This is a genomic window from Sporosarcina psychrophila (assembly GCF_001590685.1).
GTDB lineage: Bacteria > Bacillota > Bacilli > Bacillales_A > Planococcaceae > Sporosarcina > Sporosarcina psychrophila.
The window spans coordinates 2,980,483-2,998,051 of sequence record NZ_CP014616.1; the positions used below are offsets into that span (position 1 = coordinate 2,980,483).

Sequence of the window (17,569 nt, forward strand, 5' to 3'; positions counted from 1 at the left end):
TCCCCCCTATGCGATCTCGCTCGGTTTTCTTAAACGCTCATGAATGATGTAAGCAGCATCTTTACCTTGCTGTGCAGCTGTTACCACCATTGCTTCCCCTTGGCCATTACCAAACACGACATCTCCACAGGCAAACACTTTGTCATTCGATGTTTGCATAGTCGTTTCGTCAATGTCTACTACTCCATTCGTATGTTGTAATCCAAACGCTTCAATGAGTGAGACAAAGCGCGTTTGTCCAATTGCTTTAATGACCGCGTCCACCTCTATAACAAACTCAGACCCTTTGATTACTTCAGGTCGTTGCCTGCCGTCTACACCCGCCTCTCCAAGTTTCATCTTGACGCATTCAAGTCCCACTACTTTCCCTGCCTCATCACCGATAATTTGTTTCGGCGCTGTCAGCCACTTAAATCCAACGCCATCCTGCTTGGCAAATTCATATTCAAACTGATAGGCAGTCATCTCTTTTTCTGTTCTTCTATAGAGAATGTCTACCTGCTCCGCACCTAGTCGCACAGCACAGGTTGCACCATCGATAGCTGTGTTACCAGCACCGATGACCGCAACACGTTTACCGATTAAGTCTTCTGTCAGTGCACCCATTTTCGTGTGCTTTACAAACTCAATGGCATCATGAACGCCAGCTAGTTCCTCACCTTTAATGCCAAGATTAGGCACGGCCCCCATACCAACCGCTAAAATAACACTGTCATATTGCGCTAAAATTTCTGCAGCAGAAATATCCACGCCTACTGTTGTGTTTGTTTTAATGTCAACACCAAGCTTTACAACTTGCGCCACTTCCCAATCCACTACATCATTCGGTAATCGGAATGACACGATACCGTAGTTGCCCAAGCCACCCGCCTTTGCTTCTGCTTCAAAAATTGTGACACTATAGCCAAAGCGACTAAGCTCACGTGCTGCCGATAAACCAGCTGGACCAGCGCCAACGATCGCTACCTTTTGTCCATTTGATTGACCTTTTTTAAATAGCTCGACGTCTGATTCCATCGCCCAATCTGTTGCATAACGTTGCAAGTGCCCTATTTTAATAGGCTTTGTCGAGGAATTTAACACACATGCACCTTCACATAATTCCTCGGTCGGGCATACTCGCGCACAGCTTGCACCAATCGGGTTAGCCTCCATAATCGTCATGGCCGAACCTTTCATATTACTGGAAGCAATTTTCTTGATGAAATTCGGTATTTGAATACTTGTCGGACAAGCTGTAATGCAAGGTGCGTCATAGCAGTACAGACAACGATTAGCCTCTTCTTGTGCTTCATTTTTTGTCATCCTGCTAGTCATTTCCACAAAATTCCGTTCGAGTTGCGAAGTCATTGAAACATTCCTCCTCATGGATTGATGTTTACACGTTGATTGTTTGCGCGGTCGTCGGTTGTAGTGCACGCTTGATATATCGGCCACTGCCTAATGCTCCTACAAATTGTTTGTTTTTAATGACGTATTCTCCACGCACAAGTACACTGATTGGCTCTCCAGTCACTTCCCAGCCCTCATACGGGTTGTAGTCTACATTCATATGATGGGTATTCGCTGAAATTTCACGTTTTACCGTAGGATCAAAAATTACGATATCGGCGTCAGAACCAATAGCAATCGTTCCTTTTTGTGGATATAAGCCGAAAATTTTTGCGGCACTTGTCGAAATCATATCGACAAAGTCATAGATGGAAATTCGCCCTTTCGCCACACCTTCAGAAAATAAAATGCTGAAACGATCTTCGATAAACGGTCCACCATTTGGTATTTTAGAAAAGTCATTTAACCCTAATTGCTTTTTCCCGTTAAAGCTAAATGAACATTGGTCCGAACCAATTGTTTGCAGTTGCTTGGCTTTTAAAGCATTCCACAAATGCTCTTGATGATATTTCGGGCGAAGTGGCGGTGACCAAACATATTTCGCCCCCTCGAAGCCTGGCTGTGCTAACGCTGACTGATCGAGCGTTAAATAAGGTGGACATGTTTCGCCATACACGTCATAGCCCTTTTCACGTGCTGCGATAATTTCATCCAAAGCCTCTTTACACGTCACATGTACAACATACAGCTTGGCACCTGCGATATGCGCTAGTTCAATGGCCCGTTTCGTCGCCTCACCCTCTAATTCCGCGGGACGTGTCAGTGCGTGATAAATTGGCGCCGTCTGACCAGCTTGCTTCGCCTCCTCAACTAATTCATCGATGACTGAGCCATTTTCACAGTGCACCATGACAACAGCGCCAATGTCTTTTGCAATTTTAAAGGCTTTGAACAGCGTACGGTCTGTCGCCTGGAATTCTTTCGCGTAAGCCATGAACACCTTGACAGATGTAATCCCTTCCTGCTCTAGTAACAACGGTAACTCGGCCTCTGTTTCAGGCGTTAAATCACCAATCATTAAATGGAAACCGTAGTCAATGGCTGATTTGCCCTTTGCTTTTACATGCCACTTTGCCACAGCCGTCGCAAGTTTTTCTTCACCCGCAGATAAGCAAAAATCTAAAATGGTCGTCGTCCCACCAAATGCTGCCGCAACTGTTCCCGACTTCCAATCATCGTCTGTCACCGTGTTGTTGAACGGCATATCCAAATGCGTATGCGGATCAATTCCCCCAGGCATCACGTATTTACCCGTAGCATCTACAATTTCCGCTCCATAAGCTGATAAGTTTTTGCCGATTTGCACAATTTTGCCGTTCTCTATTAAAATATCTGCCTCATACATATCTGTTGCTGTCACAATGAGTCCACCTGTAATCACTTTTTTCACACTACCCTCACCCTTCGATTAATTAATGTAAAGTTTGTCAATATCCATTAATACGCTAGCTCTCCACCGTGGAGGGGAGGTTAATTTCCGTCCAGCTGGGGTCGTCCAACCTTCACTCCAATCAACCCGCATTCTAATGATATGCAGTTTAATCCAACGTCATCTCTAACTTTTAGTGATGAACCAATGTGCTAGCGAATTATAGTATTTCAACCTGCACTCATCATGAGTTAAGTGTGTATTTTTCGCCCATGCTGAACTTCTTTTGTAGTGTCAACACGGTTTCCAGTAACACGTCTGCCCCCTTTGCACAGTCTTCAAATGTTGTTTCTTCCTCCTCGCAATGACTTTTCCCCTTGATACTTGGAACAAAAATCATTGCCGATGGGATGAAGCTCGCGATATACTGTGCATCGTGCCCCGCCCCGCTGAACATACGTTGGAAGGAATAACCAAAGTCATGACATGATTTTTCCACTTCATTGCAAATAGCTGCATCAAATAATACGGTCTCCCGCCCCCATAGCTTGACCGGGCTAATGTGGCAACCGCTTTCCTCTGAAGCTAGACCTTTCAATAGCTTTTCTACTTTGAGCATCACCGCTGGATTTTGATGACGCGAATCCATAGTAAACACTACTTCGTTCGGAATGACTGTATGAATATTAGGTGCCACGTGCATACGCCCAAATGTGAACACAAGCGCTTCGTCGATTTTACTTAGCTGCTCATGCAAAGATGAAATTATACGAGACGCCACAATCATCGGGTCTTTTCGCATCGACATTGGCGTTGTGCCAGCGTGATTTGATTCACCTGTCACGGTAATTTCATAGCACACCATGCCTAAAACGCCTTCTACCACCCCAATGTCACGTTGCTTTGCTGCTAATACCGGTCCTTGTTCAATATGCAGCTCAATATATGCAAGGGCTTCTGTTAAGCGATTTCCTTGCTCCCCCGCGTAGCCACTCGCCTGTAATGCTTCTTGAAAAGTAATACCATTTTTATCGATAGATTCTAGCATTTTTTCTTTACTGAATTTTGAAGCAATGACACCGGAACTCATCATCGCCGGATCGAAGCGCGCACCTTCTTCATTCGTAAAATTCACAAGCATTAATGGGATCTCGAGCTCAATGTCGTTTTCCTTTAACGTTCGTATCGCCTCTATTGCGGTTAAAATACCTAAGACACCATCAAACCTGCCACCTTTTTCAACCGAATCTAAATGTGATCCCATTACGATGGGTGGGCACTCTTTTTTTCCTGGTAGAATCGCATAGATATTTGCCATATCGTCTACTTGAATGTCCATGCCTAACTCTATGCATATTTCACAAAAATAGTCTCTCGCTAATACATCCTCTTTTGAAAGGGACAAACGGGTTACGCCTCCATTGGCAGTTGCACCAAATTGACTAAATTGTTCAATTAACCCCTGTAATCTACTACTATTACATTTATACATATGCAAGTCCTCTCTTTCACAGTAATAAAATAGTGGTTGTTTACGAAAATTCTAAATTAATAGTTATCGATAAGTGGTTGTTTATGACAATCATAAAATAGAAACTATTTGGAAGATATGGATATAAAACTAAGAAAGTATGTGCAAGTGCACAATATTTATGGTACGTTATTTGTATAATAAGGGGGGCTGTTATGGGAACGATTGGCAAAATCCTAGAGGGGGCTCTATTCCCGATGCTGACATTAGTAGCTGGAGAAAGCGGTTTGTATCGAAAAGTTTCAGGTATTAACGTAGTAGAAAGCATTGATTTAATCACGTTTTGCCGACCAAATGAATTAGTTGTAACAACAGGCATTAACTTTCCACACCAAAATACATCCTTAGAACAACTCGTTAAACTGGCGTACACTAAAAAAATAGCTGGTATTATCGTGAATACGGGACCTTATATTCCTGACATTTCCGAATCGGTCATCTCGTTTGCCAATGAGCATGAATTGCCCATTTTCCAAATGCCTTGGGACCGCCGTGTAGCCGACCTTTTAAAAACGACATTTCAATTTATCGCCACCCACGAGCAAGAACAATCCACCGAAGACCAAGTCCTTTACAACTTACTGTTTCATTACAAACAGCACGTCGATTCCACAAGGCAAAATTTAACCCAACTTGGATTTCCACAAGGCGCAGAATTGGCCATCATCACTTGTACAACAACAGATGCACGCAGTAGCATTGGCCGTTACGAGGTCCTCATTCAGTTTGCATTCCAAAATAGATATAAACGGTTTTTAAGACTCAAGCACAAAAACCACCTCATCTTTCTCATCAATCGAACACAGATCACTACATCCAATAGTCCTTTCTCAAAAACAGTTGAAGACATCTACGACAAGATCACCCAGAAAAGCGGCAGCTTAAATGTCATCATCGGCAAAGGGAATTTTTATGAAGACTACGAAAACATCCATAAAAGCTACGAGGAATCACTCACTGTCATTCAATTAGCACAGTTGCACAACAACCGCTTCTTATACAAATATAAAGAAATTGGAGCCTATAAAATTATTATGGGTGTGCAAAACCGGACATTAATTGAATCTTTTAGCCAGGATATACTTGGACAACTTTATCGATATGATGATTTACACAACACCGATTACGTGTCATTTTTACGTATTTTCCTTGAAGAAAACGGCAGTACGAGTAAAATTAGTGAACGTCTATTCATTCATCGCAACACTGTCCTATATAAAATCAAAAAAGTTGAACTGCTATTAGATATAGACGCCACCAACCCTTTTACAAAAACCAATTTGTATATGGCCTTTTTAATAGAAGATGTGTTGACGCATCAATAATTATGCGTGATAGGAGGACACTATGAATGAATTTCCACTCACTATAGCAGATGTACTGACGAAAAAGTTATTCAGTAGCGCGAAGCTTCTTGCTGGTGCAGAGGGGCAACTCAATATCATCAAATGGGTGCATATCGTCGAAACTATGGATGCTGCCAAATTATTAAAGGGCAATGAATTAATTTTGACTACGGGTATTCATTTGAAAAACAATGATGATGACTTCCATCACTTTATTCACCAATTAATAGCATCCAAATCAGCTGGGCTGTGCATTGAGCTCGGTAGCGTCATTCAAGAAATTCCTGATTGCATACAGCAACTGGCGACGGACTACCAATTCCCTCTCATCATCTTTCATCAGGAGGTAGCCTTTGTCGAAATCACACAAGAAATACACAGTATCCTCATCAATCAGCAATATGGCATGGTGAAAAACCTAGAGAACTACGCACAGCAAATTAATAAATATACACTGACCGCCAACAATTACGAGCAAATTTTAATGCACCTCTATAAACATCTTGGCTTGCAGGTCATCTTTACATTTAATGGGCAAAAGCCTGTGTTTATTCCCAATATTCAGCAGGACAAGTATGATAAGATGCAACAACAGTCAAGCCCTGATTATGTGGAAAAACATGTTATTCGCTGTGAGGTGAATATTTTCAACCAATATTATGGGGAGGTTTGTTTGTTTTCCCCACAGCGCGTCGTCAATGAATACGATGCACTGATTTTAGATCGCACGGTTATTGCACTTTCACACTATTTATTGCGGGTTTTGTATAGCGAGGAAAAAAAGGCTGTGGAGGATCGTGAAGTTCTAGAGCAATGGCTGAATGGGTTATCCAATATGGAGGAATTGACGCATTTCCTGCAAGACCATCATGCAGATATCACAACAAGTAATTGGCTGGTCATGATTCTTCAAATCCACAAAAGCAAAAGCAGTGATTTAACGTACTATAAGCTGTTTACGCGCAATGTCTTAGAGAAGTTAGAATTCTATCCGTTTATCATAGAAAAGCAACAACAGCTTATTTTTATTTTAGCGAATATACATGCGCAAGAAACATATAAGCAACGTATCGAACAAGCCATTACACAAATCCATGACAATCAGCAAAAATATAAATATGGTGACTTTAAAACTTCAGTCGCTGTAGGAAAATACGTGACTCATTTCCAAGCTCTCAATACTAGCTTTCTAACAGCCAAAGACACCTTACACATTCGATGGAAAGATCCACAGCTTTCGTATTTTTACGAGGATTTACACCTCCATCATTTAATTTTGCAATTACAAAAAAATCCATATATTATGGACATGATGACCGAATATATACAGCCCGTTATTGACTATGACCGCAAGCATAGCAGTAAATTAGTCGAAACGTTAAAAGTATATTTACACACCAATGGTCAAAAAAAAGACACTGCCGAACGCCTGTTTATCGTTAGACAAACACTGTACCATCGTTTGGAAAAAATTGAGCAGTTGCTAGGCTCAGATTTTATGCAAACAGAAAAGCGATTAGCACTAGAGTTAATACTGTTTAGCGACAACTAACCATTCTCTTCACTCACCTTATGTGAAAAGCAACAGCCTATTTATTTTACATTGTGTATAATGCTATTTTCACCGAAAAATCGGATAATAGATTTATAGCATGACACTAGCGTCGCATTAATTCTACCCACTCGCTCTAAATACTCAAAATATTCGTTATTTTCTACAAACTAAAAGTTCTTTTATAATGGATAAAGCCAGCTGGTACCCTTCCAAATCAAAATGAAAACGAACTTGTCGCACAAGTATAATTGTATATAAAAACCAAATGGATGGAATCACCTCTATTGAAGTGTTTCCCTTTTTGGCTCTGAACTGTGAAATTTAATAGAGTGAATTTTCTGCCTGTATTTATGCAACGCTAGTGATAGCATGATGATAAATGAAGGAGTGATGATGCTCGATGACGAATTTAACGAGTCAAAATTGGCAAGTAAAAGATGAACAATATGTATGGCATTCCATGAAGCCCTACAACCCAAACGCGACGACAATCATTCAGAAATCGAAGGGCGCTTGGATAACGGACATTGATGGGAAACGTTATTTAGATGCCATGTCTGGTTTATGGTGTGTGAACGTTGGCTACGGGCGAGAGGAACTCGCCAAAGTCGCTTACGAGCAATTACTGGAAAATGCCTATACTCCTCTATCCGTTGGGCACATCCCTGCCATTCAACTGAGCGAAAAAATCAGCGAATTATTAGGCGATGATTATGTTGTGTTTTTCTCTAATAGTGGTTCAGAGGCGAATGAAGCCGCTTTCAAAATCGCACGTCAATACCATCAGCAAAAAGGTCATACAAATCGCACCAAATTTATTTCCCGCTATCGTGCCTACCACGGCAATACGATGGGGGCATTAGCGGCAACAGGGCAAGCACAACGTAAATATAAGTACGAACCGTTAGCACCTGGTTTCCTCCATGTTGCACCACCAGATGCCTACCGTGCAAACGAAGATCATATTACAGAGCCAACTGCCCTACCGTCTGTTCAGGCAATCGATAATGTCATGACTTGGGAATCATCCGAGACGATTGCCGGCGTAATACTTGAGCCTATTATTACCGGTGGAGGCGTGATTATGCCCCATGAGGACTATTTGCGTGGGGTAAAAGCAGTTTGTGAAAAGCATGGGGCCCTGCTCATTGTCGATGAAGTAATTTGCGGCTTCGGACGTACAGGCAAAGCATTTGGCTTCCAAAACTATGGCATTCAGCCGGATATTGTCACAATGGCAAAAGGCTTAACAAGTGCTTATATGCCGTTATCTGCTACAGCTGTGCGTCGCGAAATTTATGAGGCTTTCAATGGGAGTGAGGAGTACGACTTTTTCCGCCACGTCAACACATTCGGAGGTTCTCCAGCAGCTTGTGCAGTTGCCCTCAAAAATATCGAAATCATGGAAAATGAAAATTTATTTGCTCGCTCAGAAGAAATGGGCGCAATTATCCATGCGGAACTACAAGAACGCTTAAAGAATCATCCAAATGTCGGCAACATCCGCGGTAAAGGCTTACTGATTGGCATTGAGCTTGTGAGTGACAAAAACAGCAAAGCGCCACTTGATGTAACTGCTGTCAACAAAGTCATCGCTTTATGTAAAGAACAAGGGTTAATCATTGGGAAAAATGGTGTCACGGTTGCAGGCTTTAACAATACTTTAACACTCGCTCCACCACTGATTATTTCATTAGCAGAAAAAGATTTGATTGTTGAAAAACTTACGAACGCTTTAAATGAACTACTGCCAAAAGCGTAAAACACAAGGGGGAAATGAATGTATGGTAACAAATACAGAGGTAAAAGAACTAGGGCATTTTATTAATGGTGAAATCGTTGCAGGCACAAGTGGTCACTTCTCAGATGTTTTCAATCCGAGTTTAGGGGCAGTGATTGCACGCGTCCCTATTGCAACGAAAGAGGAAGTGCAAAGCGCAATTGCAACAGCTAAAGCAGCCTTTCCGGCATGGCGCGCCCTATCGATTGGCAAACGCGTTGAAATTGTCATGAAGTTTCGTCAATTGATGACCGCACGTATCGATACGCTCATCGACATCATTTGTATCGAAAGCGGGAAAACAATCGAGGATGCCAAGGGTGAAATCACACGTGGTTTAGAATCCGTCGACTTAGCCATCAATGCCCCTCACCTATTAAAAGGTGAGTACTCCGTCAATGTTGGTGGGAATATTAATGCTTATTCCGTAAAAGCACCACTTGGCGTTGTTGCAGCGATTTCCCCATTCAACTTTCCAGTGATGGTGCCACTTGCCATTACAACTATGGCGGTCGCAGTCGGCAATTCCGTCATTTTAAAGCCGTCCGAGCGCGTGCCCTGCTCCGCATTATTTTTATCGGAACTGTGGAAAGAAGCGGGTTTACCCGATGGTGTTTGGACAGTCATCAATGGCGACAAGGATGCGGTCAACGAGCTATTAGAAAACCCTGCTGTTGAAGCCATTTCGTTTGTCGGCTCCACAGCTGTCGCTGATTATATTTACACAACCGGTTCAAAATACGGCAAGCGCGTTACGGCATTAGGTGGCGGTAAAAACAATATGATTGTCATGCCAGATGCAGATTTAGAACAGGTCGCAAACGCATTTTTAGGCGCGGCCTATGGTGCCGCTTCCCAACGCTGTATGGCCATTTCCACAATCATTCCCGTCGGCGAAGAAACAGCGAATAAACTCGTCAAAGTATTGGCTGATAAAATCGCAAAATTAAAAGTAGGGCCATACACAGATTCAGACGTTGATTTTGGGCCTGTTATTACAAAGCAATCAAAGGACGCGATCATTGGCTTTATCGACCGTAGCCTAGAAGAAGGTGCTACACTCGTATGCGATGGTCGCAATCCAGACATCGCTAAAAATTCCAATGGCTTCTATCTAGGTCCTACCTTATTAGATAACGTCAAACCTGGCATGGAGATTTATGAGCAAGAGGTATTTGGACCTGCTCGTAATGTCGTTCGGGTAGATACATTAGAGCAAGCAATCGACTTAATCAATGCACATGAGCTCGGTAACGGTGTCACAGTTTTCACAAATAACGGAGCAGCCGCTCGCAAATTTATAACGGAGATTGACGTCGGCATGGTTGGGGTAAACGTGCCAATTCCAATTCCTGTTGGTTATCATAACTTTGGCGGTTGGAAACGCTCGAGATTCGGTGAGGGGCATATGTTTGGGCCTGACCAAGCCCGCTTCTTCACCAAGACTAAAACCATTTCAGAAAAGTGGTTTGAAGAGAACAGTGAATCCGCGTCAACATTTGCTTTTCCAAGTAACAACGACTGATGGTTCACGTAAAATAAACTACTATATATGTTGAACAAATGAATACCTATATGAACTGAGTGAAGGCGCGTTACTAGGGGTAGCCAACCGAACAACGAAGAGTTCGGTTGGTATAATTTCTGCATTCTCCGCAGAAATTATACCGTTAATGCCAAGAGGCTATTCCATATAGTTTAAAGGATACCTCATCTGGCTAAGGGCTGGAGGCATCCCCGAGCGCCGTAACGGATTTGATGGGAGTCTTTATTTCAACTTATATAGTTACTCTTGGTAAATCAACAGAAGTGTTGATTTACACAAAAATAATACCGGAATCCCGCCGAGTTTTGGTCGATGGATTTCCGGTGTTTTCTATTCAATAGAATGAAGTGTAATTCTCTCATTTTTCTTTTCATATCACATGTGCTAACTGCTGCAGGATCATTATTTTCTTGCTTCTGTCATTTAGTTTTGTGATGTTCTTTTTTCTCTTTAAACCGTTTCCAAACAATAAGTGGTATCAAAAGTAACGAAAGGTACATGCCGAGAAAGCCTAAAACAGCATAGCTTGAGTAGGCAACAATGATTCCTGACAATATACTGCCTGCTGTTCCAGCTAAAGCAACCCACACATCAACAGAACCTTGTGTTTTTGCACGTGTTGTCATATCAGTTGAATCAATGATGATTGCTGTTCCGCTGATTAAGCCAAAATTCCATCCAAGGCCTAGCACTATTAGTGCAATCGTCAACCAGACGAGGGAATCACCTGGAGAAAAGGCTGCTAGTAATCCCGCAATTGATAACGTGACACCCGAAGCAATGACCATTACTGTACGACCGAATTTATCGACTAATAGACCTGTACCAAGCGATGGCAAATACATCGCCGCAATATGTAGACTGATCACCAATCCAACGACCGTCAGTCCAGATCCATGGTTTTGCATATGGATTGGGGTCATTGTCATGATCGCAACCATGACGAGATGAGACAAGACGAGAACCATCGCACCGACAAAAATACCGATTCGGTTTACTTTACTCTGTCGTGTTTTATTTACTGTTGTAGTATTTGAATTAACTTGTTTTTCCTGCTTTACCGCAATTGCTCTTGCAACTAGAAATGGATCAGGACGCAAATAGAAGAACAACGTTAGTCCAGCTACGAGATACGCCGCCGCTGCTAATATGAATGGCCCCGCTAAAGCTGGTATACCTAGCGTCATTGCGAAGTTCCCCATCGGTGTCACTAAATTAGGTCCCGCCACCGCACCTATCGTAGTTGAAACCATCGCGATACTAATGGCAGTCGCACGCTGCTTGTCACTAGCCAAATCTGTTCCGGCGTAACGCGCCTGTAGATTCGTCGAAGTCCCTGCACCATAAACAAATAGCGAAATAAATAATAACAACACATTGTCCATAGTCGTTGCGAAGATGACACCTATCGCACCGATTCCACCTGTGATGAACCCAAGTGACAATCCGTACCGACGACCAAAACGCTGCGAAATCCTGCCCACTAAGAACGCTGCAAGCGCAGATCCAAGTGTAAACAATGCAGCCGGCAACCCTGCAAAGCTTGCAGTTCCTAACATATCCCTAGCAATTAATGCCCCCACAGTAATCCCAGCTGCAAGTCCCGCCCCACCAAAAATCTGGGACATCACGACAACAAATAGCGACCGCTTATATAGCTTTTGTTGTGCTTCAATTGAATCTACATAGTGCGCTAGCCCTAACGAGTCTTTTTTTCTCATATGGAAATCCCCCTTTACCAACTCAAAGAAACCGATAGGACCAAATTTAAGGGTAGTCGTCTAACATACTATCCGTGACTTTATTTTAACACCCCCGTACACTACAAGGGATTTTTATAATAAATTACCTATTTACGTGATTCAATATCCCATTTGATGGTTTATTGTGCTATTAAAAAATCCCGCTTTGGTACGCATTATGAAATGGCGTAGCGGGTGAAGTTGTTATTTGTTTCTGCGCAGACACTTTATTATTGAGTACGGTACAGGAAATTTTATTTTACCCATTCAAGAGAATTTAACAGTACTTCAAGCGCAAGTTGATGTAATAACACACTACACACTTGATTCCTAGAACAAACCGAAAGAAGAATAATATCACTGGTAAAGGGTTCTCGTCAGGGGGGAAATATAAAAAAATGTAACACTTATTTCAACGCCCCAAAAAAGCATCGATTATAGCACCGATACTTTCTATTTTCAATTCAGGAAATAACGTATTATTTTTTATTTCCTTAACACTAGTTCTTTCAATTTCGTGGCATTTTCCTTGTCCATTGTACCGTAAGTATTTTCAACCCTATCAATAATTGTTGCCGTTTCATTACCATCATTAAACCAAATAAAGTATTCAACTAATTTTTCAGTCATATGTTTATCAACACTGAAAAATAAAGTTACTTTTACATCTTCTCTTCTATCCATCTCAGCTTTTACATTTTGTTGCCATTCAATTTGGTCAAATATCACCCTCGACAAATCCACAATATCTTTATCGGTAATCATTACCGCTTCGTCATAGCTTTCATCAGGTTTCTCCACTTGAACATCAACTCTAGTTAATTGTTTCACATTCACTTTACTTAGTTTTTCCTCATTATTGCTACAGCTTATCAAAAGCAAGGTAGATATTAAAATGATGGTAAGGGACTTAATCATTTTTTTCACAACTAACACCTCCTATTTCAGTATGTAAAGATTTAATTACATTCCTGTTGCATTAATATGTGCGTGAAATTAGTAATACACATAACCCCAAAAATAGGAAGGAGTCCAAACGAAAAAATTCTTTATAAGGGAATGAACAGGCACTCTTAACTCAATTTCTCACCAGTCATGCATCAGATAGCATTGGGTATGAAAGCTCTTTATTTAACAATCGTAATCGGACAATTTACATGCTTCATTACTTTGTGACTGACGCTGCCGATTATCATTTCTTGAAAAGTATTTAAGCCGCGACTCCCGATGACAAGTTGGTCAATTCCTTCTGAATTCACATACTTTATTATTTCTTGACTTGGATTCCCTTTCAACATGGTAGTCTTCGTCTTCACTCCGACATCTTTTGCTAGTTCTAAAATAGGATGCATTTTTTGCTCTCGTTTTAATGTTAAGCTCTCTGGACTTTGCGATAACAGCCGCTCATCTTTTGCCTTATTATAGTCCGAGACATAAATAACTTCTAACTGCGCATCAGGTAAGTAACGGACGATCGTAATAGCATGTTTTGCTGCACCTAAAGCATTTTCTGACCCATCAATTGCTACAGCAATCTTCATGTGAATTCCTCCCTTATGTTAATCGTTTGTACAATTGTTCACTTGAAGAATTTAACCCTTGAATCTGTACCTTCACACCTTTTTGCTCAAGCTTCTGTTTCACTTTATATATTGCACCGACTGCAGATTCATCCCACAGCTGACTGTTTTCAAAATTAATGACGATTTCATTTTCTGTAACATTGTCGAATGACTGAATAAATTTCGTAGTTGATGCAAAAAACAAAGGTCCTTTCACCTTATATCCATCTAAATCATGCGTTACTGTCACACGAGAAATTTTTGCAACAAAAAATAGCGCACTTAATATAACACCACTAACAACACCAATCGCTAAATTATGTGTATATAAGATAATCGCAATTGTAATGAGCATAACAAGTGATTCCGATTTAGGCGCTTGTTTCAGAAACTTAAACGAACCCCAATTAAATGTTGTAATACTAACCATAATCATCACCCCGACAAGAACAGGCATCGGAATTTTGATAACTACATCACCTAAAACGATAATTAAAAACAGTAGAAATACACCCGCGGTTAATGTTGATAAGCGTCCTCGTCCACCTGATTTAATATTGATGATTGATTGACCAATCAAAGCACAACCTGCCATCCCACCGAAAAAACCAGTGATAAAGTTGGCGATCCCTTGTCCACGTGCTTCTTTATTTTTATTACTCGACGTATCAGTCATATCATCCAATACTTGGGAAGTAAGTAATGATTCCAATAAACCAACAATCGATAAAGCCAAAGCATAAGGGAATATGATTTTTAACGTTTCAAAGTTAAGTGGAATATCTGGAAGAAAAAAAACCGGCAATGAATTTGGCATCGTCCCTAGATCACCAATCGTCTGTAACTTCACACCACTTATGAGCGCAATACAAGTCATAACGACAATCGCAACAAGAGGTGCAGGAATAGCCGTGAAAAATCGTGGAATCGCGTACACTAAAATTAATGTAACAATCGCAAATAGATAGGTCATACTGTTTGACCCAAGTAAATAAGGCATTTGTGTAATGAAAATCATAATCCCTAGTGCATTCACAAATCCAAGCATGACGGAGTTTGGGATGAAGCGCATTAAATTCGCAACACCAAGTCCCCCGAGTATTAATTGAATAATTCCTGTTAAAATTGTGGCTGCAAGTACATATTGTAGACCATGATTCGCCATTAAGCTGACGAGCACTAAAGCCATCGCACCTGTCGCAGCTGAAATTAAACCAGGTCGGCCACCTACAAACGAAATAATGACCGCAATTGTAAATGAAGCATATAACGCGACACGTGGATCTACACCCACAATGAACGCAAAAGCCAATGCTTCGGGAATGAGTGCCAGTCCTACAACCATACCTGCTAAAAGATCGGCACGCACATTCCCAAACCACTGTTGTTTTAAAGTATACATACGGTTCCCCTTTCATGATGTCTAAAATTATAAAAAAGCTTATGCCAATGTTAGAATGTTAATATCATATCATTTTTAGTCCCATAAGGTAATACTTTTGGGAAGTTAGGAGCGAAAAAATGAAATACGGATATATCCGTCCGATTGTCTTGGATCAACATTGCGCCCACCAATTAAATGAACTTTTCATTGATACATTATGTAAAGAGACACATGGACTTGCCAGGAAAAGAACAGAGCTTGAACACTTATTAATGGCACTTAAAAAAGATGATGAACTATTCGTCCAAAATATTGTAGTATTAGCTGATTCCCTGCAGCAGCTTTTAGATATTTTACGACTAGCAGAACGAGATCAAATCGCCATTCACTTCCTCGATGAACAATTATCCAATCAAACAATACAAAAAGCTTCACTACTTCAAAGTGCTACTTTTTTCGCGGATTTACAATCTAAATTTCTAAGCCATTCTTCTACATTTACGCTACAAGCTGCTAAACAACAGGGTAAATCGATTGGTCGTCCACGAAAACCAGATGACAATTTACAGCTGGCTTTTTCAATGTATGACAGTAAAAATTATACGTTATATGACATAAAAGAAGCGACTGGAATTAGTAAGTCTACTTTATATCGCTATTTGGATGATCGTTCTACATCGGTATCCGATGAGACAGAATAACAGATATAAAACTAGATATGTTGCAATAAAGAATCCTACCAACAACGCTTGGCGCTAGGGGGTGCCTCCCAATTGGTCTTCTTTCTGGCTTATCGCGGGAGGCATCCACAAAGCGTCAAAGCGGTATTGGCAGGAATTCTAATTAGTTCTAAGTATTAGGACTTTTTCAACGATCTCTCAAATGCCCTTGTAAAGCGCATACGCAGGATTCATTGGTTCAACATATATAGTTTATATTTCAAAAGCAGTAAAACTGCCTGCGTCATCAAAATCATGAACTTGAATAACCCTGTCTGAAAACTGTTCTACTATATGTATGCTGCTTCCGAGCACTAGGGAAAGAACATTGAAATCCTTTTCTTTTTTCTTTTTGTTGAATTCTAGTAGAAACGAATCGTTTAAAGTGTCCTCACCATCCGTAACGAAAACCAAATCGGCTTGTTTAAACCGACTTTCATTGATTACATTCATCGCTTCATCAAGCGGAAGTGCAAAATTCGTGCCTCCACCTAGAAAGGTTCGAGCCAAACTAACCATATCAGACCCTTTAATTTTCCCTTTTTCATATTTATGAATTTCTGTCAGAGTAGAGAATAATATTAAGCAAAAATCCCTTCGCTGCCTTCTCGCAATGGACATTAGGGTTAATATAAAACCTTTGGATTGTGTATCCAGTTTGTACATACTGCCTGACTGATCTAGACAAAGTACGATTGGACCCTTCTCCAATACCTCACGCCCTTTCTGTTCATATTGCATGGTTTGGCCTTCAACAAAGCGACGAAGAAAATCGTTCTTCGATATTGGATGCATGTATAAGCCAAATTCCATCGGGAGTAACCTCTCGATATCGTTGCCTAACGTAACTCCCCTTCTTCCCATAGACTCTTTATGTATGGATTTCTGCTTTTTACGGGCTATCTGTTTGAATCTACCCGCCCACTCCGCTATTTCTTTCATCGTTTTATCAGAAGCCATTTTTTCAGCTAATGCTAGTTGGTCGCGTAAAGGAACCTTTTTTAATTCCGCATCACCACTCCCTGCACTATAGCCGCCAAGCAACGACTTTAGACCGTCTTTCACTTGTTTTGTTTCTTGCATGGCTTGAGCCAATGCTTGTGAAAAGCTATGACTGTTATTTTGAAGCAACTGTTGCAATTTCTCATCAAATTTAGTCATCATTTCATTAAAAATCTCTTCCGACACCCGACTTCCACTCCCTGGCTCTTCTTGCCAATCCTGCTCTTGAGGTTGCCTTTGCATTGCGTGAATTTCCTGGATCTGTTTTTGAAAGTCTTCATCTTCCTCTTTTTGGTCAGCCAGCCATCGATTCGTCTTTTCTCCGAATTTCACCGTGCCGATAGCTGACAATAAATCATCCAATCGGGTGAAGCTTCGGTAGTGTACAAAGGATTCATCCGCCATGATTCTGTCCATAAGTGTTTTATTCACCTTAAGTACACAGTCTACGTCCCCTGCCAAAATTTCTGGTTTCATCTTATATAAGGAAGCCCAAATATCAGCCAATAATGGTTCGAACATTGGCAAAGCACCTTCAACTCTTACCTTTTGAAGACCCAGAGACATGTCGAAAATTTCTTTAAAACGTCTTTTATCGTATGCGTCCGTATTCAAGACTGAACGATTCTTCATAAAGAATA

At 41.0% G+C, this 17,569-nt stretch carries 13 protein-coding genes; 5 read left to right on the forward strand and 8 right to left on the reverse strand.

Annotated features, from left to right (window positions below):
- Positions 1 to 6: 6 nt before the first annotated feature.
- The 3 genes from AZE41_RS14360 to AZE41_RS14370 form a co-directional block, all read right to left on the reverse strand.
- Positions 7 to 1,350, reverse strand: coding sequence for an NAD(P)-dependent oxidoreductase (locus tag AZE41_RS14360; RefSeq protein ID WP_231885681.1), 1,344 nt, complete (start codon positions 1,348 to 1,350; stop codon positions 7 to 9).
- A gap of 28 nt (positions 1,351 to 1,378) precedes the next feature.
- Positions 1,379 to 2,782, reverse strand: a complete 1,404-nt coding sequence (gene hydA / locus AZE41_RS14365) for a dihydropyrimidinase (protein ID WP_067210730.1) — start codon at positions 2,780 to 2,782, stop codon at positions 1,379 to 1,381.
- Between the two features lie 223 nt (positions 2,783 to 3,005).
- Positions 3,006 to 4,253: a Zn-dependent hydrolase gene (locus tag AZE41_RS14370; RefSeq protein WP_067210732.1), complete on the reverse strand. Its 1,248-nt coding sequence runs from the start codon at positions 4,251 to 4,253 to the stop codon at positions 3,006 to 3,008.
- 194 nt (positions 4,254 to 4,447) lie between these two features.
- On the opposite strand from AZE41_RS14370, the gene AZE41_RS14375 reads away from it, so the two are divergent.
- The 4 genes from AZE41_RS14375 (at position 4,448) to AZE41_RS14390 (ending at position 10,498) form a co-directional block, all read left to right on the forward strand.
- On the forward strand, positions 4,448 to 5,617 hold the full coding sequence (locus tag AZE41_RS14375) for a PucR family transcriptional regulator (RefSeq protein ID WP_067210734.1): 1,170 nt from the start codon (positions 4,448 to 4,450) through the stop codon (positions 5,615 to 5,617).
- Between the two features lie 22 nt (positions 5,618 to 5,639).
- The gene (locus AZE41_RS14380) at positions 5,640 to 7,190 is read left to right on the forward strand and encodes a PucR family transcriptional regulator (protein ID WP_067210736.1); all 1,551 of its coding nucleotides are present in this window, start codon (positions 5,640 to 5,642) and stop codon (positions 7,188 to 7,190) included.
- A gap of 403 nt (positions 7,191 to 7,593) precedes the next feature.
- A complete protein-coding gene (locus tag AZE41_RS14385) occupies positions 7,594 to 8,955 on the forward strand; it encodes an aspartate aminotransferase family protein (protein ID WP_067210738.1) in 1,362 nt (453 codons plus the stop codon).
- A gap of 22 nt (positions 8,956 to 8,977) precedes the next feature.
- The gene (locus AZE41_RS14390; RefSeq protein WP_067210741.1) at positions 8,978 to 10,498 is read left to right on the forward strand and encodes a CoA-acylating methylmalonate-semialdehyde dehydrogenase; all 1,521 of its coding nucleotides are present in this window, start codon (positions 8,978 to 8,980) and stop codon (positions 10,496 to 10,498) included.
- A gap of 440 nt (positions 10,499 to 10,938) precedes the next feature.
- Here the strand turns inward: AZE41_RS14390 and AZE41_RS14395 are convergent, their stop codons facing one another.
- The 4 genes from AZE41_RS14395 to AZE41_RS14410 form a co-directional block, all read right to left on the reverse strand.
- Entirely contained in the window at positions 10,939 to 12,240 is a 1,302-nt protein-coding gene (locus AZE41_RS14395; RefSeq protein WP_067210743.1) for an MFS transporter, read from the reverse strand.
- 507 nt (positions 12,241 to 12,747) lie between these two features.
- Positions 12,748 to 13,188 carry a hypothetical protein gene (locus tag AZE41_RS14400; protein WP_067210746.1) on the reverse strand — a complete coding sequence of 147 codons (441 nt, stop codon included), beginning with the start codon at positions 13,186 to 13,188 and terminating at the stop codon, positions 12,748 to 12,750.
- 200 nt (positions 13,189 to 13,388) lie between these two features.
- Positions 13,389 to 13,802 (reverse strand): universal stress protein, encoded by a 414-nt coding sequence (locus AZE41_RS14405; RefSeq protein ID WP_067210749.1) that lies wholly within the window; start codon positions 13,800 to 13,802, stop codon positions 13,389 to 13,391.
- A 13-nt stretch (positions 13,803 to 13,815) separates the two neighbouring features.
- Positions 13,816 to 15,225, reverse strand: coding sequence for a SulP family inorganic anion transporter (locus AZE41_RS14410; RefSeq protein WP_067210751.1), 1,410 nt, complete (start codon positions 15,223 to 15,225; stop codon positions 13,816 to 13,818).
- A 119-nt stretch (positions 15,226 to 15,344) separates the two neighbouring features.
- Between AZE41_RS14410 and AZE41_RS14415 the strand changes: the two genes are divergently transcribed.
- Complete coding sequence (locus tag AZE41_RS14415) at positions 15,345 to 15,908, forward strand: recombinase family protein (protein ID WP_067210754.1); 564 nt, start codon at positions 15,345 to 15,347, stop codon at positions 15,906 to 15,908.
- A gap of 231 nt (positions 15,909 to 16,139) precedes the next feature.
- On the opposite strand, the gene AZE41_RS14420 is transcribed toward AZE41_RS14415, so the two are convergent.
- Positions 16,140 to 17,561 (reverse strand): vWA domain-containing protein, encoded by a 1,422-nt coding sequence (locus AZE41_RS14420; RefSeq protein WP_067210756.1) that lies wholly within the window; start codon positions 17,559 to 17,561, stop codon positions 16,140 to 16,142.
- Positions 17,562 to 17,569 lie beyond the last annotated feature (8 nt).